The sequence below is a fragment of the Cupriavidus pauculus genome (assembly GCF_008801835.1).
Classification (GTDB): Bacteria; Pseudomonadota; Gammaproteobacteria; order Burkholderiales; family Burkholderiaceae; genus Cupriavidus; species Cupriavidus pauculus.
The window spans coordinates 1-21,866 of record NZ_VZOW01000006.1 but is presented as its reverse complement, the minus strand read 5'-3'; the positions used below and the strand labels follow the sequence as shown (position 1 = coordinate 21,866).

Annotated in this window: 17 protein-coding genes; 8 read left to right on the top strand and 9 right to left on the bottom strand. The window is 65.4% G+C overall.

All coding sequences use genetic code 11. The annotated features are described in order from the left end of the window. Positions 1-245: 245 nt before the first annotated feature. From F7R19_RS09085 to F7R19_RS09055, 7 genes are all read left to right on the top strand, one after another. Complete coding sequence (locus tag F7R19_RS09085; protein ID WP_061954910.1) at positions 246-1,442, top strand: phosphoglycerate kinase; 1,197 nt, start codon at positions 246-248, stop codon at positions 1,440-1,442. 89 nt (positions 1,443-1,531) lie between these two features. Next, entirely contained in the window at positions 1,532-2,974 is a 1,443-nt protein-coding gene (gene pyk, locus F7R19_RS09080; protein ID WP_150980055.1) for a pyruvate kinase, read from the top strand. Positions 2,975-3,092: 118 nt separating this feature from the next. Next, on the top strand, positions 3,093-4,157 hold the full coding sequence (gene fba, locus F7R19_RS09075) for a class II fructose-bisphosphate aldolase (protein WP_061954914.1): 1,065 nt from the start codon (positions 3,093-3,095) through the stop codon (positions 4,155-4,157). A 111-nt stretch (positions 4,158-4,268) separates the two neighbouring features. Further along, entirely contained in the window at positions 4,269-5,177 is a 909-nt protein-coding gene (locus F7R19_RS09070) for a phosphoribosylaminoimidazolesuccinocarboxamide synthase (RefSeq protein ID WP_150980054.1), read from the top strand. A 19-nt stretch (positions 5,178-5,196) separates the two neighbouring features. Continuing rightward, the gene (gene purE, locus F7R19_RS09065; protein ID WP_150980053.1) at positions 5,197-5,694 is read left to right on the top strand and encodes a 5-(carboxyamino)imidazole ribonucleotide mutase; all 498 of its coding nucleotides are present in this window, start codon (positions 5,197-5,199) and stop codon (positions 5,692-5,694) included. Between the two features lie 77 nt (positions 5,695-5,771). Then, positions 5,772-7,016, top strand: coding sequence for a 5-(carboxyamino)imidazole ribonucleotide synthase (locus F7R19_RS09060; RefSeq protein WP_150980052.1), 1,245 nt, complete (start codon positions 5,772-5,774; stop codon positions 7,014-7,016). Positions 7,017-7,032: 16 nt separating this feature from the next. Then, a complete protein-coding gene (locus tag F7R19_RS09055; protein ID WP_150980051.1) occupies positions 7,033-8,025 on the top strand; it encodes an L-threonylcarbamoyladenylate synthase in 993 nt (330 codons plus the stop codon). A gap of 196 nt (positions 8,026-8,221) precedes the next feature. Here the strand turns inward: F7R19_RS09055 and dacB are convergent, their stop codons facing one another. Then, complete coding sequence (dacB, locus tag F7R19_RS09050; RefSeq protein WP_150980050.1) at positions 8,222-9,781, bottom strand: D-alanyl-D-alanine carboxypeptidase/D-alanyl-D-alanine endopeptidase; 1,560 nt, start codon at positions 9,779-9,781, stop codon at positions 8,222-8,224. 106 nt (positions 9,782-9,887) lie between these two features. Next, entirely contained in the window at positions 9,888-10,379 is a 492-nt protein-coding gene (locus tag F7R19_RS09045; protein WP_150980049.1) for a PACE efflux transporter, read from the bottom strand. A 130-nt stretch (positions 10,380-10,509) separates the two neighbouring features. On the opposite strand from F7R19_RS09045, the gene F7R19_RS09040 reads away from it, so the two are divergent. Beyond that, complete coding sequence (locus F7R19_RS09040) at positions 10,510-11,409, top strand: LysR family transcriptional regulator (RefSeq protein ID WP_061954928.1); 900 nt, start codon at positions 10,510-10,512, stop codon at positions 11,407-11,409. Between the two features lie 12 nt (positions 11,410-11,421). On the opposite strand, the gene F7R19_RS09035 is transcribed toward F7R19_RS09040, so the two are convergent. The 7 genes from F7R19_RS09035 to F7R19_RS09005 form a co-directional block, all read right to left on the bottom strand. Next, positions 11,422-11,850, bottom strand: a complete 429-nt coding sequence (locus F7R19_RS09035) for a hypothetical protein (protein ID WP_150980048.1) — start codon at positions 11,848-11,850, stop codon at positions 11,422-11,424. Between the two features lie 12 nt (positions 11,851-11,862). After that, a complete protein-coding gene (locus F7R19_RS09030) occupies positions 11,863-12,309 on the bottom strand; it encodes a hypothetical protein (protein WP_150980047.1) in 447 nt (148 codons plus the stop codon). After that, the gene (locus F7R19_RS09025) at positions 12,303-13,595 is read right to left on the bottom strand and encodes a DUF6402 family protein (protein ID WP_150980046.1); all 1,293 of its coding nucleotides are present in this window, start codon (positions 13,593-13,595) and stop codon (positions 12,303-12,305) included. Before F7R19_RS09025 ends, F7R19_RS09030 begins: the two co-directional genes overlap by 7 nt. A 79-nt stretch (positions 13,596-13,674) precedes the next feature. Beyond that, positions 13,675-15,147 carry an efflux transporter outer membrane subunit gene (locus tag F7R19_RS09020; protein ID WP_150980045.1) on the bottom strand — a complete coding sequence of 491 codons (1,473 nt, stop codon included), beginning with the start codon at positions 15,145-15,147 and terminating at the stop codon, positions 13,675-13,677. 14 nt (positions 15,148-15,161) lie between these two features. Further along, positions 15,162-18,467 (bottom strand): efflux RND transporter permease subunit, encoded by a 3,306-nt coding sequence (locus F7R19_RS09015; protein ID WP_150980044.1) that lies wholly within the window; start codon positions 18,465-18,467, stop codon positions 15,162-15,164. Then, the gene (locus F7R19_RS09010; protein WP_150980043.1) at positions 18,467-21,646 is read right to left on the bottom strand and encodes an MdtB/MuxB family multidrug efflux RND transporter permease subunit; all 3,180 of its coding nucleotides are present in this window, start codon (positions 21,644-21,646) and stop codon (positions 18,467-18,469) included. The genes F7R19_RS09015 and F7R19_RS09010 overlap by 1 nt, the downstream gene beginning before the upstream one ends. 21 nt (positions 21,647-21,667) lie before the next feature. Beyond that, positions 21,668-21,866 (bottom strand): hypothetical protein (locus tag F7R19_RS09005; RefSeq protein ID WP_150980042.1); only part of this gene is annotated, 199 nt, incomplete at its 5' end.

Here is a 21,866-nt window from a genome sequence, read left to right as displayed (position 1 = left end):
TAGGCTAAGTGTCTGACTATGCATACGTTTAGTACATTACTGGCTACCTTACAGCAAACCCAGAACAGAAATTACGGAAACTTAACCCCCTCTAAGGAGGGGTAATGCATTGCCATCAAATGTGGTCGATAGGGCGTGTACTAGGCGAATGCGCGAAACCCCAACAGTGATCGGGTAAAATGCCGGTTTTTCCGACAATCACGGACGGGCTTGCCCATGCCGTTCGCGTCTCCGCTCTTACCTCCATGACTTCTGTCCTGCGTCTTTCCGATCTCATTTCCCAAGGCAAAATTTCCGGCAAACGCGTCTTTATCCGCGCCGACCTGAACGTGCCCCAAGACGACGCGGGCAACATCACCGAGGACACGCGCATCCGCGCCTCGGTGCCCGCCATCCAGGCCTGTCTGGACGCCGGCGCCGCGGTGATGGTGACGTCCCATCTGGGCCGACCGACCGAGGGCGAGTTCAAGCCCGAGGATTCGCTGGCTCCCATCGCTGCGCGCCTGTCGGAATTGCTCGCCAGGCCGGTGAAGCTGGTACAGAACTGGGTCGACGGCGTGGAAGTGGCGCCCGGTCAGGTGGTGCTGCTGGAAAACTGCCGCGTCAACAAGGGCGAGAAGAAGAACAGCGACGAGCTGGCGCAGAAGATGGCCAAGCTCTGCGATGTGTATGTCAACGATGCATTCGGCACTGCGCACCGCGCCGAAGCCACCACGCACGGCATTGCAAAGTTTGCGCCGGTGGCTTGCGCCGGCCCGCTGCTGGCCGCTGAAATCGACGCGCTGGGCCGCGCGCTGGGCCAGCCGGCCCGCCCGCTGGTGGCCATCGTCGCCGGTTCGAAGGTTTCCACCAAGCTGACCATCCTGAAAGCACTGGCCGACAAGGTCGACAACCTGATCGTGGGCGGCGGCATTGCCAACACGTTCATGCTGGCTGCCGGCCTGAAGATCGGCAAGTCGCTGGCCGAAGCCGATCTCGCCGGCGACGCCAAGGCAATCATCGACATCATGGCCGCGCGCGGCGCATCGGTACCCATCCCCGTCGATGTGGTGTGCGCCAAGGCGTTCAGCGCCACGGCCGAAGCCACGGTCAAGGACGTCAAGGACGTGGCCGACGACGACATGATCCTGGACATCGGGCCGAAGACCGCGGCGATGCTGGCTGACCAGCTCAAGGCCGCTGGCACGATCGTCTGGAACGGACCGGTGGGCGTGTTCGAGTTCGACCAGTTCGGCAACGGCACCAAGGTGCTGGCCGAAGCCATCGCCTCGTCCAAGGCCTTCTCGATCGCCGGCGGCGGCGACACGCTGGCCGCCATCGCCAAGTACAACATCGCCGACCGGATCGGCTATATCTCCACCGGCGGCGGCGCCTTCCTGGAATTCCTGGAAGGCAAGAAGCTGCCGGCTTTCGAAGTGCTGGAGCAACGCGCCGCAGGTTGAGCGCCAGCCCGCGGCGTCGGCGCAAGACGCCGCAAGGGCCGGAACCCGTTGAGAGTGGCTCCAGAGTCCCGAACCAGGAAATCGTCCGAATGACCCGTTCCACCAAGATCGTCGCCACCATCGGCCCCGCCTCCAGTTCCCTGGACATGCTGACCCGCATGATTGGGGCCGGTGTCGACGTGGTGCGCCTGAACTTCTCCCACGGCACGGCGCAGGATCACATCGATCGCGCCGCGCTGGTGCGCGAAGCGGCCGCTGCGTGCGGCCGCGAGGTGGCCATCATGGCCGACCTGCAAGGCCCCAAGATCCGCGTCGGCAAGTTTGAAAACGGCAAGGTCACGCTACGCCCGGGCGACGCGTTCATCCTCGATTCCGCCTGCGAGATCGGCACGCAGGACCGCGTGGGCCTGGACTACAAGGACCTGCCGCGCGATGTCGGACCCGGCGACGTGCTGCTGCTCAACGACGGCTTGATCGTGCTGGTGGTCGATCGCGTGCTCGGCACCGAGATCTTCACGACCGTGCGCGTGGGCGGCGATCTGTCCAACAACAAGGGCATCAACCGCCAGGGCGGCGGCCTTTCTGCGCCGGCGCTGACCGCCAAGGACATGGAGGACATCAAGACCGCCATGGCGCTTGGCGCGGACTACGTGGCCGTGAGCTTTCCGAAGAACGCCACCGATATGGAAATGGCGCGGCAGCTGGCCAACGTGGCGGGACAGCCACATGGCCACAAGGCCCGCATGATCGCCAAGATCGAGCGCGCCGAGGCGATCCGCCCGGGCGTGCTCGAAGAAATCCTGCAGGCCTCGGACGGCATCATGGTGGCGCGCGGCGACCTGGCCGTGGAAGTCGGCAACGCCGCGGTTCCCGCGTTGCAAAAGCGCATGATCAAGCTTGCGCGCGAAGCCAACAAGCTGACGATCACCGCCACCCAGATGATGGAAAGCATGATCGTCAATCCGGTGCCGACGCGCGCCGAGGTGTCCGACGTGGCCAACGCCGTGCTGGACGGCACCGACGCCGTGATGACGTCGGCCGAAACCGCCGCCGGCCGCTATCCCGTGGAAACCGTCGAAGCCATGGCCGCAATCTGCCTGGAAGCGGAAAAATCCGAAGTGGTGCAGCTCGACACCGACTTCCTGAACCAGACCTTCGCGCGCATCGACCAGTCGATCGCCATGGGTGCGCTGTTCACGGCCTATCATCTAGGCGTGAAGGCCATTGCCGCGCTGACCGATTCCGGCGCCACCGCGCTGTGGATGAGCCGCCACCGCATTCATGTGCCGATCTACGCGATGACGCCCAACCTTGCCTCGCAGCGCAAGATGCAGCTGTACCGCAACGTGGTGGCGCTGCCGTTGCAGTCCAGCACGGACCGCGACGAAGCGCTGGAGCAGGCCGAGGAGCTGCTGCTTGCGCAGGGCGCCGTGCAGCGTGGCGATTTCATCGTGCTGACAATTGGCGAGCCGATGGGCCAGCCGGGCGGCACGAACACGCTCAAGATCGTCCGGGTGGGCGGCGGCCGATAGGAAAACGTCCCATGTGGCGCGGCGGACAGACCGGGGCGCCACCGATGCGCGAACCTGCCCGGCGCAGCATTCAGAAGAATTCAGACATACCCAAGCTTTTTACATTCAGGAGTTAGACATGCCACTCGTATCCATGCGCCAGCTGCTGGACCATGCCGCCGAGAACAACTATGGCCTGCCGGCCTTCAACGTGAACAACCTCGAACAGGTGCAGGCGATCATGCAGGCCGCCGACGAGGTCAATGCTCCGGTGATCATGCAGGCGTCGGCCGGCGCGCGCAAATACGCTGGCGAGCACTTCCTGCGCCACCTGATCGAAGCCGCCGTGGAAGCCTACCCGCACATCCCCGTGGTGATGCACCAGGATCACGGTCAGTCGCCGGCGATCTGCCAGGGCGCGATCGATCTCGGCTTCTCGTCGGTGATGATGGACGGCTCGCTCAAGGAAGACGGCAAGACGCCGTCCGACTACGAATACAACGTCGACGTGACCCGCAAGGTGGTGCAACTGGCCCACGCCGTGGGCGTGACAGTGGAAGGCGAACTGGGCTGCCTGGGCTCGCTGGAAACCGGTGAAGCCGGCGAGGAAGACGGCATCGGCGCCGAAGGCAAGCTCGACCACTCGATGCTGCTGACCGATCCGGAGCAGGCCGCCGACTTCGTCAAGGCCACCCAGCTGGACGCCCTGGCGATCGCCATCGGCACCTCGCACGGCGCCTACAAGTTCACGCGCAAGCCCACCGGCGACATCCTCGCCATCGGCCGCATCAAGGAAATCCACGCGCGCATTCCGAACACCCACCTGGTGATGCACGGTTCGTCGTCGGTGCCGCAGGAGCTGCTCGAGGAAATCCGCAAGTTCGGCGGCGACATGAAGGAAACCTACGGCGTGCCCGTGGAAGAAATCCAGGAAGCCATCAAGTACGGCGTGCGCAAGATCAACATCGACACCGACATCCGCCTGGCGATGACCGGCGCGATCCGCCGCTTCTTCGTGGAGAACCCGAGCAAGTTCGATCCGCGCGAATACCTGAAGCCGGCCCGCGAAGCCGCCAAGCTGGTGTGCAAGGCCCGCTACGTGGCGTTCGGCTGCGAAGGCCAGGCCAGCAAGATCAAGGCCGTGTCGCTGGCCGACGTGGCTGGCCAGTACAAGGCCGGCAAGCTCGCCCAGGTCGTGCAGTAAATCGCATTGCCGCCCCGGCCGCGCTGCGCGCGCACGGGGCGTTCGTACTTCATGGGGCTTCGCATCGTGCGTGAAGCCCCGCTTGTTTTCAGCCGCCGCCGCACTCACACCATGTCTGACGCCCTCTACGAATCCTCCATCCAGTCCCTGCCGCTGCTCGGCCGAGGCAAGGTCCGCGACAACTACGCCGTCGGCGACGACAAGCTGCTGATCGTGACCACCGACCGCCTGTCGGCATTCGACGTGATCATGGGCGAGCCGATTCCGGCCAAGGGCCGCGTGCTGAACCAGATGGCAAATTTCTGGTTCAGGAAGCTGGCGCATATCGTGCCGAACCACGAGACCGGCGTGAGCGCCGAAAGCGTGGTGGCGCCCGAGGAAGTGGCGCAGGTGCGCGGCCGCGGCGTGGTGGTCAAGCGCCTGAAGCCGATCCTGGTCGAGGCAGTGGTGCGCGGCTACCTGGCCGGCAGCGGCTGGAAGGACTACCAGAGCACCGGCAAGGTGTGCGGCATCGCGCTGCCGACCGGTCTGCAGAATGCGCAGAAGCTGCCCGAGCCGATCTTCACGCCGGCGGCCAAGGCCGAGATGGGCGAGCACGACGAGAACATCTCGTTCGAGGAAGTCGAGCAGCGCATCGGCCGCGAACTGGCCGAAAAAATGCGCGAGATCTCGATCCGCCTGTACAAGGAAGCGGCCGAATTCGCCGCGACGCGCGGCATCATCATCGCCGATACGAAGTTCGAGTTCGGCCTGGACGAAGACGGCACGCTGACGCTGATGGACGAAGTGCTGACCGCCGATTCGTCGCGCTTCTGGCCGGCCGACTCCTATCAGGTGGGCACCAATCCGCCATCGTTCGACAAGCAGTTCGTGCGCGACTGGCTCGAAGCCGTGCGCATCGACGGCAAGCCGTGGCCGAAGACCGCGCCGGCGCCGAAGCTGCCCGACGACGTGGTGCGCAAGACCGCCGACAAGTACCAGGAAGCACTGACGCGCCTGACCGGCGAGCAGCTGCAATAAGCCGCAAGAGGTTCCAGACATGAGTGACGCAGCAAAGCCGGTGGTGGGCGTGGTGATGGGCAGCAGTTCCGATTGGGACGTGATGCAGCACGCCGTGGCCATGCTCAAGGATTTCAATGTGCCGTTCGAAGCGCAGGTGGTTTCCGCGCATCGCATGGCCGACGACATGTTCCGTTACGCCGAAAGCGCGCGCGGTCGCGGCATTCGCGCGATCATCGCGGGCGCCGGCGGCGCCGCCCATCTGCCGGGCATGATTGCCGCCAAGACCATCGTGCCGGTATTCGGCGTGCCCGTGCCGTCCAAATACCTGCGCGGCGAGGATTCGCTGCTGTCGATCGTGCAGATGCCCAAGGGCGTGCCCGTGGCCACGTTCGCCATTGGCGAAGCCGGTGCCGCCAACGCCGCGCTGCACGCGATCGCCACGCTGGCCGCCACCGACGACACGCTGGCCAACGCGCTCGAAGCGTTCCGCGCCCGTCAGACCGAAGCGGCCCGCGCCATGACGCTGCCCGTGTAGGGCCGTCCGCCGCCGCAGCCACATCGCATCCACGTCGTAGTTGCCGTACCCGACCCCGTAGTTACCGAAGCCGAGCCATGCCGACCGATATCCATCCTCACCTGTCCGAAGCGCACACGCCGGAGTCGCGCGCCGAATTCGGCGTTGGCGGCCCCAGCGCCCCGATCCTGCCCGGCGCGTGGCTGGGTATGCTCGGCGGCGGCCAACTGGGCCGCATGTTCACGCATGCCGCACAGTCGATGGGCTATCGCGTCTGTGTGGTCGATCCGGACCAGGACAGCCCCGCCGGCAATGTGGCCGATCGCCATATCTGCGCGGCCTATACCGACGAGGCCGCGCTGGCCGAAGTGGCGAGCCTGTGCGAAGCGGTAAGCACCGAGTTTGAAAACGTGCCGTCGATTTCGCTCGACCGGCTCGAGCAAGCCGGCGTGTTCGTCGCGCCGCGCGGCTATTGTGTGTCGATCGCGCAGAACCGGATCGGCGAGAAAAAGTTCTTTGCCGCGTGCGCCGAGCGCACCGGCGTGCCGCCCGCGCCGCACTGGGTGATCCAGCATGACGCCGATGTCGACAACGTGCCCGAGCACGTGCTGCCCGGCATCCTGAAGACCGCACGCATGGGGTACGACGGCAAGGGCCAGGCCCGCGTGAAAACGCGCGACGATGTGCGCGCTGCCTGGAAGGCGATGCAGCACGTGCCGTGCGTGCTGGAACAGATGCTGCCGCTGCAGTACGAGGTCTCCGTGTTGGCGGCGCGCGCCGCCGACGGCAGCACCGCGACCTGGCCGCTGGCGGAAAACGTCCATCGCGACGGCATTCTGTTTGCCACCACGATGCCGTCGACCAGCGTCTCGGGCGACATCGCCACGCGCGCGCGCGCTGCCGCCGCGACGATCGCGTCGGAAATGGGTTACGTCGGCGTGCTGTGCATCGAATTCTTCGTGCTGACCGACGGTACGCTGGTGGCTAACGAAATGGCGCCGCGTCCGCACAATTCGGGCCACATCACGATGGACGCCTGCGAAACCAGCCAGTTCGAGCAGCAGGTGCGCGCCATGGCCCGCCTGCCGCTGGGCAGCACGCGCCAGCATTCGGCCGGCAAGATGCTCAACCTGCTGGGCGACTGCTGGTTCGAATTCGGGTTGGAGCGCACGCCGGCATGGAACGAGGTGCTGGCGCAGGCCGGCGCCAAGCTGCATCTGTACGGCAAGAACGACGCGCGCCCGTCGCGCAAGATGGGCCACGTGAACTGCGTGGGCGACGACGCGGCCGCCGCGGCCGCCGCGTTCGATGTTGCCGCGCGTGCGTTGCATATCGCGCTCTGATTCCGGGCCATACCGAATGTCCTCACGTATGCCCACGGCCGCCGAGCTTGACGAAGCGGTCCGTCTGCTCGAAGCGGGCCAACTGGTGGCCTTTCCGACCGAGACCGTGTACGGGCTCGGCGCCGATGCCGAAAACCCGGAAGCCGTAGCGCGCATCTTTGCCGCCAAGGGCCGTCCCTCGAATCACCCGGTGATCGTCCATGTGGTGGACGGCGCCGATGTCAGCTACTGGACCGACGAGGTCCCCGAGGCCGCGCACCAGCTCATCGATGCGTTCTGGCCCGGCCCGCTGACGATCATCCTCAAGCGCGCCGCGCATATTCCGGCCGCAGTGGCCGGAGGCCAGGACAGTATCGGCCTGCGCTGCCCATCGCATCCGGTAGCCCAGGCCTTGCTGGCGCGCTTCAAGCGCGGCCGCGGCGGTATCGCCGCACCTTCCGCGAACCGTTTCGGACAAGTGAGCCCGACTACCGCGGAACACGTGCGCGACGAGTTCGGCGGCACGGTGTACGTGCTGGAGGGCGACGGCGTGGACGTGGGGATCGAATCGTCGATCGTCGATCTGTCGCGGCTCGATACGGCGGGGCCGGTGCTGTTGCGCCCCGGCGCCATCACCGCGGCGATGATGGCCGATGTGCTGGGCACGGTGCCGCTGCCGCCCGACGCCGCCGCGCCGCGTGCGTCCGGTACGCTCAAGGCGCACTACGCGCCCCGCACCACGCTGACCCTGGCGCAGCCCGATGCGCTGCCGCAATACGTGCAGGCGTTGCCGGAAGGCCAGCGACTGGCGTTCATCGGCCATGTGCCGGCCAGCGCCGACCCGCGCTGCGTCTTCGTGCAGGCGCCGGCCACGCCGGAGGCCTATGCGCAGGCGCTGTACGGGCTGCTGCGCCGGCTCGACAAGGAAGGCTATCAGCGGCTGGTGTTCGAGCCCGTACCCGATGACCATGATTGGGACGGTGTGCGGGATCGCCTGGGCCGCGCGGCGGCGGCATTCGAAGATCGCTGAGCCGTCAGCGCAACGCCTCGGGCCCGACAGCGGCCCGCCGGCCGACAACAAAGGGCGCCGCGGCGCCCTTTGTCATGGATGCGATGCGCGCGCCCGGGGGCCGTGCCGGATCCGCGAACCAAGGCACGGTGGACCGGGGCGCGCCGATTCATGCGCCGATCAGGGCGCTGAGCTCGGCGTCACATGGCACGAGCGGTCAGGGCGCGCCCTTGTAGACCCATTGCATCAGCGCGTCATGCGCCTCCTGCGCGGCGGATGCGTTGGCATGGTTGATGTAGGCCACCACCACATAGCGCTCGCCGTTGAGCGCATCGACGTAGCCGGCCAGTGCGCGCGTATCGGACAACGTGCCGGTCTTCAGATAGGCGTTGCCCGCCGCATTGGCGCGCGTGAGCCGGTTGCGCAGCGTACCGTCAACGCCCAGGATCGGCAGCGAATCGATCAGCACAGGCCCGACGTCGCTGGCCAGCGCCTGCTGCAGCAGGCGAGCCATGTCGTAGGCGCTGATCCGTTCGTCGCGTGACAGCCCCGAGCCGTTCTCCAGCACCAGCCCTGGCATGTCCAACCCCTGGCGGCTCAGCCAGCGCTTGATCACCCGCGTCGATTTCTCGGTGCTGGCCGGGCCGCCGCGTTCCATTTCCGCGCCGATCGTCAGGAACAGCTGGCGCGCCATCACGTTGTTCGAAAACTTGTTGATGTCGCGCACGATGCTCGACAGCGGCTGGCCATAGTGGCGCGCCAGCAGGAACGCGCCACGCGGCACCGTGCCGCTGCGCAGGCCCGGCGGCCTGGCGAAGCGCCCGCCCGCCGTCTGCCATTCGGCGACGAAGCCGCCCCAGATGAAATCGCTGTGCGACAAGGTGGCCAGATTGACGACTTGCTCGCCGCAATCGCTTGAATACGCGCCGTCGAACGATGCGATTACGGTGCCGTCCGGCTGCGGCATGATGCTCGGCGTGGCGCGCGATCTCCCGTCGCCGCAGCGGCCGTTGGCCAGCGTCATGTGATTGTCGACCCGCAGTTGCGCCAGCGCGGGCGTCACGGCGACGTCCACGCTGCGCTTGGCGGCGTCCGGTGTGATCGTGAACGAGAGCGTCTTGAATGCGTACAGCAGCGCATCGGGATTGACGTTGTAGGCGCGCTGCGATTCGCCGTCGATGGTGTAGCCGCTATCGCCGCCCTCGGCAAAGAAGCTGCGGTCGAGCACGACGTCGCCATTGATCGTGGTGGCACCGGTGGCGCGCGCCGTGGCCACCAGCTTGGCCATTTCTTCGGGCACCAGCTTCGGGTCGCCACGGCCGCGCAGATAGACGTTGCCGTTGATCACGCCGTCCGGGCCCGGCTGGCCGTCTGCGTACAGCGACGTCAGCCAGCGGTATTCGGGGCCCAGCAGCTGCAGGCCCGCAAACGTGGTGACCAGCTTCATGGTCGACGCCGGGTTCATCGGCGTCTGCGCGTTCCAGCTGACGCGGGCCTGCGGCGCGCCCACTTTGACGACATAGAAGCTGGTGGCGGACAGCGGCACGTGCGCACGCTGCAAGGCTGCGGTGACGGTAGACGGCAGACCGGAACGCGCGGCGGCCGGATCGGCGGAGGCCGCTGTCTTGGTCGAGGCGTGCTGCGTGCTGGCGGCCTTGGCATGCCGGACGGGTTTGGCGTGGGCTCCGGACAGGCCGAAGACGAGCAGCACAGTCGTCGCGATGACCGGAGACAGGCTGCGAAGGAACAAGGGCGGGCGGTTTGGCATGGCGAGCATGTTAACGCATGGCCCATGCCTGCCGGATGACGTCATGCGGCCGTTTCAGGCCCTATTTCCTTGCGGAGGTCGACCACGCGCCGCGTGGCCGAGCCGTGAGGCGATTTTAGTTTGCCGACTGGCAATCCTGCGTGGCGACATTGGCCGCGGCCGCCGGCCTGGCACCCGAATTTGCGCCCGGGGTGGCGTTCGGGATCGGGAAGATCAGGTCATACGCCCAGTTGTAGAAGAACGCATAGACCATGTAGAAGCCCGCCACCGCAATATCCATGATGAAGGCGTCGATCAGGCTGATGTTCAGGTACCACGCCACCGACGGCAGGAACACCAGCAGCAGGCCGCCTTCGAACAATATCGCGTGCAGCACGCGCACTGGCGTGGACTTCTTCAACTGCCCGGTGTAGCGCAGCATCGCGCGGTCGAACAGGATGTTGTAGACGTAGTTCCAGGTGGCCGCGATCAGCGATGCCACCGCGCCGACGATCCCCATCTGGTGCAGCTCGTAACCAAACACCAGACTGGCAAGCGGCGCGAAAGCCATCAGGCCGATGAGCTCGAAGCCTACGGTATGACGGATCCGGTCTGCAGTGGTGCGCATGGTGCTCTCCTCGTTGCCAAATATGGCGAAACAGCGATGGGTACGGATTCTATCGGCAGGACAGCTAACGGCAAGTTAGATACCATCTGGTTTTCCGATACATCGCCGCCCCAAGCGCAGAGGAGCCGTCATGAGCCTGTCGATCGATCAACTGCAGGCGTTCGCCGCAGCCGCGGAAACGGGATCGTTTTCGGCTGCGGCACGCCGGTTGGGCAAGGCGCAATCGGCGGTCAGCGCCGCGGTCGCCAATCTCGAAATCGATCTGGACAGCGTGCTGTTCGACCGGAGTGCGCGCTATCCGGTGCTGACGCCGGCCGGCGAGCGATTGCTGGTGGAAGCGCGTGTGATCCTGGAGCGCTGCGAGCATTTTCGCGGCGTGGCCCGCAGCCTTGGCGAAGGCGTGGAGTCGCGTCTGACGCTGGCCGTCGACGAGCTATATCCGGAAGAGACGCTCGGCGTGCTGCTCGACGAGTTCTCGCAACGTTTTCCCGCCGTGGAACTGGAGCTGCTGTTTCCGCTGATGGAGGACGTCAGCCGCCTCGTGCTGAGCCAATGCGCCGACCTCGGCATCATGTGGCGCCAGGAAGTGTTGCCCCCTGAACTGGCGTTCCACGCGCTGGGGTGGGTCCCGATGCCGATCATCTGCGCGCCCGACCATCCGCTGGCAGCGCAGACGCGCGTCGACTTCGAGGAACTGAAGCGCTATCGCCAGTTGATGGTGGCCACGCGCAGCGACAGCGAAGAGAAGAAGCGCTTGCGTATCGCCGCCGAAGTCTGGTGGGTGGAAAGCCAGTGGGTGATCGTCGAACTGGTCAAGCGCAGGCTGGGCTGGGCCTTCGTGCCCTGGCACGTCGCCGCCAACTCGCCCGCGGCGGCCGGGCTGGTGTCGCCGCACCTGACCTTCCAGGACCAGGACTGGCCCGTGGCGATGGAACTGGTGTGGCACAAGCAGCGCCGCCTCGGCAAAGCCGCCGCGTGGCTGCGCGAGCGCGTAAGCCAGCAGGCGTTGCCGGTGCCGGAGGGGCGGTAGGCGCGGGGGCGTCTAGCGGTCGATAAACCATCGCCCGAAGTTGGCGGCACGCCAATCCGCCCGGGTCGGCGGAAACGCGATGGTCTGGATTTCGAACGTGCCATCGCCGGCCTCCACGGCGGCATCGGTGTAACGAATCTCGCTCCCACCGATGACGAATTGATTGCGGTGTGACCACGGTTGGAAATGGTAGTGGCGTTGCGCCAGTAGCTCGCCGCCCACGGTGTAGACGCGCAGGCGCGCATCGTTCAGCTTGCTACCGGGCTCCCCGTCGATGTTGCAAACTTCGATGACATATTGCGAACCGACGATCACCTCTTCGACGGACCCGCAGTCCCACGCTCGGGGCTTCAGGTTAGCGGCATGGACGATGACGGCGATGAACAAAAGGAGACAGGTTACGAACAGCGTGCGCAGCCGGATGTAGGTCTTCTCGGACATGATTCGAAGCGCTCAAGGGTCGTAGGTCAGGCGGACGAAGTTGGCCGTCAGCCAATCCCAGTACGTCGGAGGAAACCGCAGGAATTTCTCTTCCGGGAGATCGATGTTCTGGGTTTTTGTGGCGTCGGTGTAGTGGATGCCGTCTGCGAGATATTCAATCTCGCCCAGCCGGGAAAACCGCAGTATCAGAAAGGAGCGCTGCGCCAGCAGGCGGCTTTGATCGACTGAGTAAACCCGCAACCGGCACCGCTCTTCGCCCGTCTCGAAATTCACGTGGAAGCAAAGTTCGGTTCGATATTCCACACCTGAAAATGTCCTGACTGGTCTGTCGCAAACGAGTGCTTCGCGATCCGAATAGGTCGTCGCGAGAAACAGGGCGAATGGAATCGCCACAAGCGCAAACAGATAGGCGAGTACCAACAGGGAAATGTGCGCGGTTTGAAACAGCCTTTTCAGCATTGCTTTTCCAGGTCGACGTGTATCGGATGCGACAGACGCAACGTTGCGAAATCCGAATAAATCAGAAAGTCGCCCCCACGGTTGTGCTCAGCCTGCCAGGCCCGAAAATCCCGGTTACGGACCGGGTAGTACACGCTTTCTGGCTCAAGCCTGTCTTTGATCGCCACCGGAAGCAATTTCGTGTCATCGGGTTCCAGTCTCACATCGAGCCAGGATCCTTCTTCGACTAGGTCGCTCAAAAAATGGGCGAGCGCGGCGACAGGTAGCACTACCAAGCCCCGTTTGTTCCAGTGTCCCAAGTACTGTGATGAGCGGTGCGAGTCTTGAAACGAATAGCTGTCGCGCATGTACAGATGCACATGAGTGATGCATGCATGAACCCGATAACAAGTGGGCTCGCTCTCGCTGACGCTGGTCCGAGGAAGCTGCTCCCGCGATAGCTCTGCCTGTGCGATGGCCGCGTAAAAGTTGAACCTGCCAAGCGCGGCCGACAGGTCCGTCATGCCGATAGGCAGCCATTTCCCACCGCTGACCGGCGCATGAGACAAAGTGTGTTGCATCCCGACGCCCACATATTGGTATTGAAATTCGCTGTGCAGCTTCTGCAAATCTCCGCGACAGTAGGCGAACGTATCAAGGACGCCGGTGAATTGCGGCTCAGTCTGCAGAAATTTCTCCAGATTTTTCCGCAGCGCTTCCCTCGATATTCTCGTGTCGAGTTTCCTCAAGAGTTCGTCATACCGCTCGCGAACCCGTCCAAATCTGAACAGCCATTTCAACCGGATCGTCTTGGTATCGATCATGTCGGGGTCATATCGACCCTCGACATAGGTCCGCTTCTTGGCGTCATACCGATGCGCATTAAACCGCCGTCCGTGGAACCAGCGTTCGGCGAACTGCGCGGCAACTGGAAAATCCTCCGCGCGCATGGCGGCCGGCAAGTCATACAGGTCGAAGGGCGCGAGCCCGCGTGCCTGTTGGGCCGGGGCACTATCAAAGAAGCGATAGGTGGGTCGCGCGGTAACTGGCGGTGGGTGCTCCGCCTTGGAAGCCTTTGCTGTGTCCGTTGAATCCGCGCCACGGGGCTGCGCGGTGTAGTACGACCAGTCAAATAGAGGTGGCGGAGCCTTATGCAGGCTCAGGCCGAAATCCTTGATGTCCATCGGCGTGCAGGCACGCCGTCCGTCATAGAGCTTCCAGCGTCTCTCGATCGCCAAAATCGGATCGAGCTTGTTGCGGATGTATGGCTGTGGTGCCTTGAACTCTTTGGCGCCTTCAAAAGACATGTCGCCCCCTGGGAAATTGGGGGCGACAGCCGGAACGCTAACGCGATCGTTTGTGGCTGTCTCTCATCGTTTTACGACATCACTGCGTCGACGCCGCCGCCGACCCTCCCGCCCCCTCCGCCTTCCCCACCTCCACGTCATGCCCATGCCATCCGCCGCCCAGCGCCTTGATCAGCGTGATGGCTGCCGTGTACTGGCGGCCCATGATTGTCAGCGTGGTGTTTTCCGCCGTGTAGGCTGCGGTTTGCGCGGTCAGCACATCGAGCAGGCCGGCCGTGCCCGCCTTGTAGCGGTTGTTGACCAGCGCGAGCGCTTCACGCGCGGAACGCAGCGCGTCGTTCTGCACCGCCGACTCCTGTTCCAGCACGCGCGCCGACGCGAGGTTGTCCTCGACTTCCTGGAATGCCGTCAACACCGTTTGCCGATAGTTGGCGACCGTTTCGTCGTACGCTGCCACCGCCTGCGCCTTGTTCGCGGCGCGCAGGCCGCCGTCGAACACGGTGCCGGCCAGGCCCGCGCCAAGTGACCACACGCGATCGGGCAGCGACAGCCAGCGCGCCAGCGTGCTGGCTGTCAGCCCACCGGTGGCTGACAGCGAAAGCGTCGGATAGTAGGCCGCCTGTGCCACGCCGATGTTGGCATTGGCCGACGCCATGCGCCGCTCCGCGGCAGCGATATCGGGACGGCGTTCGAGCAGTTGCGAAGGCACTGCCACCGGCACGACCGGCAGCGTATCGCGCGAATCGACCGCAGCGATGTTGAGTTCCGCGGGCGGCTTGCCGACCAGGATCGCGATCGCATGTTCCAACTGCGCGCGCGTGATCTGGATGTCGAGCTGCTGGGCCTGCGCGGACTTGAGCTGCGTTTCCGATTGCAGCACGTCGGAGCGCTGCGCGGTGCCGGCCTTGTACTGGTTCTGCACCAGTTGCAGCGACTTGGCGTAATCGGCCACCGTACGATCGAGCAGTGCGCGCTGCGCATCGGCCACACGCAGCAAAAAATAGCTTTGCGCCAGCGTGGCCTGCGTCGACAGCAGCGTCGATGCCAGATCGGCCTGACTTGCCTGGGCGCCGGCTTCGGCGCTTTCCACCTGCCGCCGCACGCGTCCCCAGACGTCGATCTCCCAACTGGCCGACAGCGTGGCGCTTTGTCCGTTCACCACGGCGCTGTTTGCTCCGGCCGCCCCGCGCGACACCTTGGCGTTTGCGCCAAGCGTGGGGAAATAGCCGGCGCGGGCCGCTGCCAGCGACGCCGCGGCCTGCCGATAGACCGCTTCGGCTGCCTTGATGTTCTGGTTGGACACCTGCACCTGCGACATCAGCGCATCCAGCGCGGGATCGTTGAAGACGCGCCACCAGTCGGGGCGCGACATCGCGTCCTGCGGCTCGGCGGTCTTCCAGTCGCCCGTCCACGCGGGCATCGTGTCGCTGGCTTCCTTGAACGCTTGCGGCACGGGAGCATCGGGACGCTGGTAGTCGGGGCCCACGGCGCAGCCGGCCAGCATCGCACAGGCGAGCGCGACATGCGGAAAGGAGGGGTAGCTACGAAACATGACAGTTGCCTTCTTCAGTGTTCGAGACGCGGCGCGGCGCCATCGCCTGCGTCGCGGCGACGCCGCGCGCGCCAGGCGTTGACGCGCAGACGCCAGCGATCCAGCGTCAGATACACCACGGGCGTGGTGTAGAGCGTCAGCAATTGGCTGACCACCAGGCCGCCCACGATCGAGATGCCCAGCGGCGCGCGCAACTCGGCGCCGTCGCCACGGCCCAGCGCGAGCGGTACGGCGCCCAGCAGCGCAGCGGCCGTGGTCATCATGATCGGGCGGAAGCGCAGCAGGCAGGCGCGATAGATCGCTTCGCGCGGCGTGAGTCCCTCGCGCCGCTCCGCGTCGATGGCGAAGTCGATCATCATGATCGCGTTTTTCTTCACGATGCCGATCAGCAGGATCACGCCGATCAGCGCGATGATGCTGAAATCGGTCTTGAACAGCAGCAGCGCCAGCAGCGCGCCGACGCCTGCCGAAGGCAGCGTCGACAGGATCGTCAGCGGATGCACATAGCTTTCGTAGAGGATGCCCAGCACGATATAGATCGTGATGATCGCCGCCAGAATCAGGATCGGCTGGCTCTTGAGCGAATCCTGGAACGCCTTGGCGCCGCCCTGGAAGTTGGCTTGCAGCGTTTCCGGCGCGCCAATTTTCGCGAGCGCCAGGCGGATCGCGTCGGTCGCCTGCGACAGCGAGAAGCCTTCGGCCAGGTTGAACGAGATCGTCGACGCGGCGAACTGTCCCTGGTGATTCACGCCCAGCGGCGTGCTGGTCGGCGTCACGCGCGCAAAGGCCGACAGCGGCACGCGGTGGCCGCCGCCGGTGACCACGTAGATGTCCTGCAGCGCGTGCGGACCCTGCAAATACTCCGGGCTCAGTTCCATCACCACGCGGTACTGGTTCAGCGGGTGATAGATGGTCGAGACGAGCCGTTGGCCGAACGCATCGTTGAGAATCGCGTCGATCTGCTGCGCCGTGACGCCAAGTTTCGATGCGGCATCGCGGTCGATGATGACCGAGGTCTGCAGGCCCTTGTCGTTGGTGTCGGTGTCGACATCCTCGATGCCCTTGATGTTGGAGATCGCCGCGCGCACCTTGGGCTCCCACTCGCGCAGCACATCCAGGTCGTCGGACTGCAGCGTGAACTGGTACTGTGAACTGCTTTGCCGCCCGCCCACGCGGATGTCCTGCACCGATTGCAGGAACAGGCTTGCGCCTGGCTCCTTGGCGAGCTTGCCGCGCAGCCGCGCGATGATCTGGTCGGCCGATTCACGGCGCTCCGACAGCGGCTTGAGCGTGACGAACATCTGCCCCGTATTGCGCTGCGATCCGCCGGTGAATCCGGTGACGTTGACCACCGCCGGGTCGGACTGCACGATCTTGATGAAGTTGTCGAGCTTGGTGCGCATCAGCTGGAACGACGTCGCCTGGTCCGCGCGGATAAAGCCGATCAGGCGGCCGGTGTCCTGCTGCGGGAAAAATCCCTTCGGCACGATCACATACAGATAGACGTTCAGCGCGATGGTCAGCAGCAGCACCACCCACACGACCGGACCGTGCCTGAGCGCCACGCCCAGCGTGCGCGCGTAGCCGTTCTGCAGCGACATGAACATGCGCTCGGTGGTGCGGTGGAAACGTCCCTGCGTTTCCTCGCGCACCGGACGCAGCAGCTGCGCGCACATCATCGGCGTGGTGGTCAGCGACACCACCAGCGAAACCAGGATCGCCACCGACAGCGTGATCGCGAATTCCTGGAACAGCCGGCCGACGATGCCGCCCATCAGCAGCAGCGGGATGAACACGGCGATCAGCGACAGGCTCATCGACAGCACCGTGAAGCCGACTTCGCGCGCGCCGCGCAGGGCCGCCGCCACCGGTTTCATCCCTGCCTCGATGTGGCGCGAGATGTTCTCCAGCACCACGATCGCGTCGTCGACCACGAAGCCCGTGGCGATGGTCAGCGCCATCAGCGACAGGTTGTTCAGCGAGAATCCCGCCAGGTACATGATCGAGAACGTGCCGACCAGCGACACCGGCACGGCAACGCTAGGGATCAGTGTGGCGCGCACGTTGCGCAGGAACACGAACACCACCATGATCACCAGCGCCACCGAGATCATCAGCGTCTGCTCGACTTCGCGCAGCGACGCGCGAATGGTGGGCGTGCGGTCCATCATCACGTCCATCGAGATCGTGGCCGGAATCATCTTGCGCAACTGCGGCAGTATCTCGTTGACGCGATCCACGGTCTCGATGATGTTGGCGCCAGGCGAGCGATTCAGCACCAGCAGCACCGACGGCTTGCCGTTGGCCGAACCTGCATTGCGGATGTCCTGCACCGAATCGACCACGTTGGCCACGTCCTGCAGCCTCACCGGCACCGCGAACGAGTTGGGCCCGCGGTTGTTGACGTTGCCGCCCGTGGCGCCGGTGCTGATGGTGGTGGTGCCGCTGCTGGTGGTGATGGTGGTGGTGGTGACGCCGTTGACGGTCTTGGTGCTGACGTTGCCGCCCGCCGCCGCGTTGGCGGTGCTGGCGATCAGCGCGCCGGCCGAGGTCGACGAATAGGTGCCCGGCGTCGCGTAGCGGATGATCAGCGGCATGTAGTCCTGAGCCGCCATCGCCTGATCGTTCGCGTACACCTGCCACGCCGTGTTGGCATTATCGAGAATGCCCAGCGGACGATTGGCGTTGGTGGCGCTGATCGTGTTGCGCACATCCTCCAGCGAGATGCCGTAATGGTTGAGCGCCGTGGGATTGAGCTCGACACGCACGGCGGGCAGCGACGATCCGCCGATCGTCACCTGACCCACGCCTTCCACCTGCGAGAGCTTCTGCGAGAGGATCGTCGACGCCGCATCGTAGAGCTGGCCGCGCGTCATGGTTGGCGACGTCAGGCCGATGATCATGATTGGCGCGTCGGCCGGGTTCACCTTGCGGTAGGTCGGGTTGTTCGGCAGGCTGGTCGGCAGCGTGGCGCGCGACGCATTGATCGCGGCCTGCACGTCGCGCGCCGCGCCGTCGATGTCGCGCGACAGGTCGAACTGCAGCGTCACGCGCGTGGAGCCCAGCGAACTGTTGGACGTGATCTCGGTGACGCCGGCGATCGCGCCGAGCGCACGTTCCAACGGCGTGGCGACGGTGGCGGCCATCGTCTCGGGACTGGCGCCGGGCAGCGAGGCCGATACCGAGATCGTCGGAAAATCCACCTGCGGCAATGGCGAGACGGGCAGCAGCCGGAACGCGGCAATCCCGGCCAGCAGGATGCCGATGGTCAGCAGCGCGGTGGCGACCGGGCGATGGATGAAGGTGGCCGACAGGTTCATCAGAGATTCGGCTCCTGCGGACGCGCGGCCGGCCCGTTGGTGCCGTGTCCGTCGTTGCCGCCGTGTCGATCGTCGCCGCCGCCCTCGTCGGGATCGCCGAACTTGCGGCTGCGCCATGCCTTGAGGCGATACGCGACGCGATCGAAGGCCAGGTAGATCACCGGCGTGGTGAACAGCGTCAGCACCTGGCTGACCAGCAGGCCGCCGACCATCGTGATGCCAAGCGGACGGCGCAGCTCAGACCCGATGCCGGTGCCCAGCATCATCGGCAGCGCGGCCAGCAGGGCGGCCATGGTGGTCATCAGGATCGGGCGGAACCGCAGCAGGCACGCCTGATAGATCGCATCGCGCGGCTTCATGCCGTGTTCGCGCTCGGCCTCCAGCGCGAAGTCGATCATCATGATCGCGTTCTTCTTGACGATGCCGATCAGCAGGATGATGCCGATGATCGCGATGATGCCAAGGTCCTGGCCCGACACCAGCAGCGCCAGCAATGCACCCACGCCGGCCGACGGCAGCGTCGAAAGAATCGTCACCGGATGGATCGTGCTTTCATACAGCACGCCCAGCACGATATACATCGTCACCACCGCCGCCAGGATCAGCCACAGCGTGTTGGAGAGCGACGCGCGGAACGCCAGCGCGGCGCCCTGGAACTCGGTGGCCATCGAGATCGGCAGGCCGATTTCCTGCTCGACCCGCGTGATCTTGTCGACCGCGGCGCCCAGCGATTCGCCCGGCGCCAGGTTGAACGAGATCGTCGCCGCGGGAAACTGGCCCTGGTGGTTGATCACGAGCGGGCCGGTGCGCTCGGAGATGCGCGCGATCGACCCCAGCGGCACCTGGCCGCCCGACGACGACGGCAGGCGCAGTTCGGCCAGCGAGGCCGGACTGACGCGGAACTCGGGCATCGTCTCCAGCACCACGCGATACTGGCTCGACTGCGTGAAGATGGTCGAGATCAGGCGCTGGCCGAACGCGCTGTACAGCGCGCTGTCGATCACCGCCGTGGTGATGCCAAAGCGCGCCGCGGCGTCGCGGTCGATCTCGACGAACGCGCGCAAGCCGTTGTTCTGCTGGTCGCTGGCCACGTCGCGCAACTCGGACTCCTGCTTCAGACGCTCCACCAGCTTGGGCACCCATTCGGCCAGCACGGCCGGATCCGGATCCTCGACGGTGAACTGGTATTGCGTGCGCGCCACGCGGTCCTCGATGGTCAGGTCCTGCACGGGCTGCATGTATAGCGATACGCCGCCCAGCTTGTGCACCGCGTCCTGCAGGCGCTGCGTCACGACTTCCATCGAATCGCGCTCACCCTTGGCCTTCAGGTTGATCAGCATGCGGCCCGCGTTGATGGTCTGGTTGGTGCCGTCCACGCCAATGAACGACGACACGCTGGCCACCGCCGGATCCTGCAGGATGATCTTCTGCACGGCTTCCTGCTTGCGTCCCATCGACTGGAACGAACTGGTCTGCGCGGCCTCGGTGATGGCCTGGATCACGCCGGTGTCCTGCACCGGGAAGAAGCCCTTGGGCACCAGCAGGTAGAGCAGCCCAGTCAGCACCAGCGTGCCGACGGCCACCACCAGCGTCGCGGTCTGGCGCGCCAGCACCCAGTCCAGTGCGCGCCCATAGTGGTGGATCACGTTGTCGAAGAAGCGCCCGGTGGCGATATGGAAGCGCGACAGTTCGCTCTCGGGCACATGGCGCAGCAGGCGCGCGCACATCATCGGCGTCAGCGTCAGCGAGACCACCGCCGAGATCAGGATCGACACCGCCAGGGTGATGGCGAATTCGCGGAACAGCCGGCCCACAACGTCGCCCATGAACAGCAACGGGATCAGCACGGCCACCAGCGAGAAGGTCAGCGAGATGATGGTGAAGCCGATCTGTTTCGATCCCTTCATCGCCGCTTCCATCGGTGGATCGCCTTCCTCGATGTAGCGCATGATGTTCTCGATCATCACGATGGCGTCATCGACCACAAAGCCGGTGGCGATGGTCAGCGCCATCAGCGTGAGGTTGTTGATCGAGAACCCCGCCAGGTACATCACGCCGAAGGTGCCCACCAGCGACAGCGGCACGGCCACGCCCGGGATGATGGTGGCCGGCACGTTGCGCAGGAACACGAAGATCACCATCACCACCAGCGCGACGGCCAGCAGCAGTTCGAACTCGACGTCCTCGACCGAGGCGCGGATGGTGGTGGTGCGATCGGTCAATTGCTGCACGTGCACCGAGGCCGGCAGCGACGACTGCAACTGCGGCAGCAGCGCCTTGATGCGGTTGACCACCTCGATCACGTTGGCGCCGGGCTGGCGCTGGATGTTCACGACGATGGCCGGCCGAGCGTTGGCCCATGCGGCCAGCCGGCTGTTCTCGGGACCGTCGACGATCTCGGCCACGTCGGTGATGCGGATCGGCGCGCCGTTCTGGTAGCCGATGATGATCTGCCGGTATTCGTCGGCCGATTTGAGCTGGTCGTTGGCGTCGATGGTGGACGCGCGCGCCGGACCGTCGAAGCTGCCCTTGGCGCCGTTCACGTTGGCGCTGCCGATGGCCGTGCGCAGGTCGTCGATCGACATGCCCAGGTTGGCCAGCGCCGTGGGGTTGGCCTGGATGCGCACCGCCGGCCGCTGGCCGCCGCTGATGGTGACCAGGCCCACGCCCTGGATCTGCGAGATCTTTGCCGCCACGCGCGTATCGACCATGTCCTGCAGCTTCGGCAGCGGCAGCGTGTCCGACGTCATCGCCAGCGTCATGATCGGCGCATCGGCCGGATTGACCTTACTGTAGACCGGCGGCATCGGCAGATCGGCCGGCAACAGGTTGCTGCCCGCATTGATAGCGGCCTGGACTTCCTGCTCCGCCACGTCCAGCGACAGCGACAGTTCGAACTGCAGCGTGATGACCGACGCGCCGCCCGAAGACGACGAGGACATCTGCTTGAGGCCCGGCATCTGCCCGAACTGCCGCTCGAGCGGCGCAGTGACCGACGAGGTCATCACGTCGGGGCTGGCGCCCGGATAGAGCGTGGTGACCTGGATGGTCGGGTAGTCGACCTCGGGCAGGGCGGAGAGCGGCAGCAGCCGGAATGCCACCAGCCCCGACAGCAGGATGGCCAGCATCAGCAAGGCCGTGGCGACCGGCCGCTCGATGAAAATGCGTGAGGGATTCATGCCGCTCCTCGACTCCTCGCGTTACTGCTGCGGCCGCTGGCCGACGCTGGCGGCGGGATTTGCCGGCGTGTTGGTGGTCGGATTCGGATTGGTGTCCGCGTCGCGCAGGCGGCGGCGCTCGCCGCCCGCGGCGGATGCGTCGCTGGCAGCGCCATGCGCGCCGCTCGCGCCACCGTGTGCCGCGCCGTGCGCACCGCTCGCGCCATTGCGCCGTCCGCGC

What these genes read in the sequence shown, in the direction of transcription:
- F7R19_RS09085 (WP_061954910.1), top strand. Translation starts at nt 246, where the DNA reads ATGACTTCTGTCCTGCGTCTTTCCGATCTCATTTCCCAAGGCAAAATT.
- pyk (WP_150980055.1), top strand. Translation starts at nt 1,532, where the DNA reads ATGACCCGTTCCACCAAGATCGTCGCCACCATCGGCCCCGCCTCCAGT.
- fba (WP_061954914.1), top strand. Translation starts at nt 3,093, where the DNA reads ATGCCACTCGTATCCATGCGCCAGCTGCTGGACCATGCCGCCGAGAAC.
- F7R19_RS09070 (WP_150980054.1), top strand. Translation starts at nt 4,269, where the DNA reads ATGTCTGACGCCCTCTACGAATCCTCCATCCAGTCCCTGCCGCTGCTC.
- purE (WP_150980053.1), top strand. Translation starts at nt 5,197, where the DNA reads ATGAGTGACGCAGCAAAGCCGGTGGTGGGCGTGGTGATGGGCAGCAGT.
- F7R19_RS09060 (WP_150980052.1), top strand. Translation starts at nt 5,772, where the DNA reads ATGCCGACCGATATCCATCCTCACCTGTCCGAAGCGCACACGCCGGAG.
- F7R19_RS09055 (WP_150980051.1), top strand. Translation starts at nt 7,033, where the DNA reads ATGTCCTCACGTATGCCCACGGCCGCCGAGCTTGACGAAGCGGTCCGT.
- dacB (WP_150980050.1), bottom strand. Translation starts at nt 9,781, where the DNA reads ATGCTCGCCATGCCAAACCGCCCGCCCTTGTTCCTTCGCAGCCTGTCT.
- F7R19_RS09045 (WP_150980049.1), bottom strand. Translation starts at nt 10,379, where the DNA reads ATGCGCACCACTGCAGACCGGATCCGTCATACCGTAGGCTTCGAGCTC.
- F7R19_RS09040 (WP_061954928.1), top strand. Translation starts at nt 10,510, where the DNA reads ATGAGCCTGTCGATCGATCAACTGCAGGCGTTCGCCGCAGCCGCGGAA.
- F7R19_RS09035 (WP_150980048.1), bottom strand. Translation starts at nt 11,850, where the DNA reads ATGTCCGAGAAGACCTACATCCGGCTGCGCACGCTGTTCGTAACCTGT.
- F7R19_RS09030 (WP_150980047.1), bottom strand. Translation starts at nt 12,309, where the DNA reads ATGCTGAAAAGGCTGTTTCAAACCGCGCACATTTCCCTGTTGGTACTC.
- F7R19_RS09025 (WP_150980046.1), bottom strand. Translation starts at nt 13,595, where the DNA reads ATGTCTTTTGAAGGCGCCAAAGAGTTCAAGGCACCACAGCCATACATC.
- F7R19_RS09020 (WP_150980045.1), bottom strand. Translation starts at nt 15,147, where the DNA reads ATGTTTCGTAGCTACCCCTCCTTTCCGCATGTCGCGCTCGCCTGTGCG.
- F7R19_RS09015 (WP_150980044.1), bottom strand. Translation starts at nt 18,467, where the DNA reads ATGAACCTGTCGGCCACCTTCATCCATCGCCCGGTCGCCACCGCGCTG.
- F7R19_RS09010 (WP_150980043.1), bottom strand. Translation starts at nt 21,646, where the DNA reads ATGAATCCCTCACGCATTTTCATCGAGCGGCCGGTCGCCACGGCCTTG.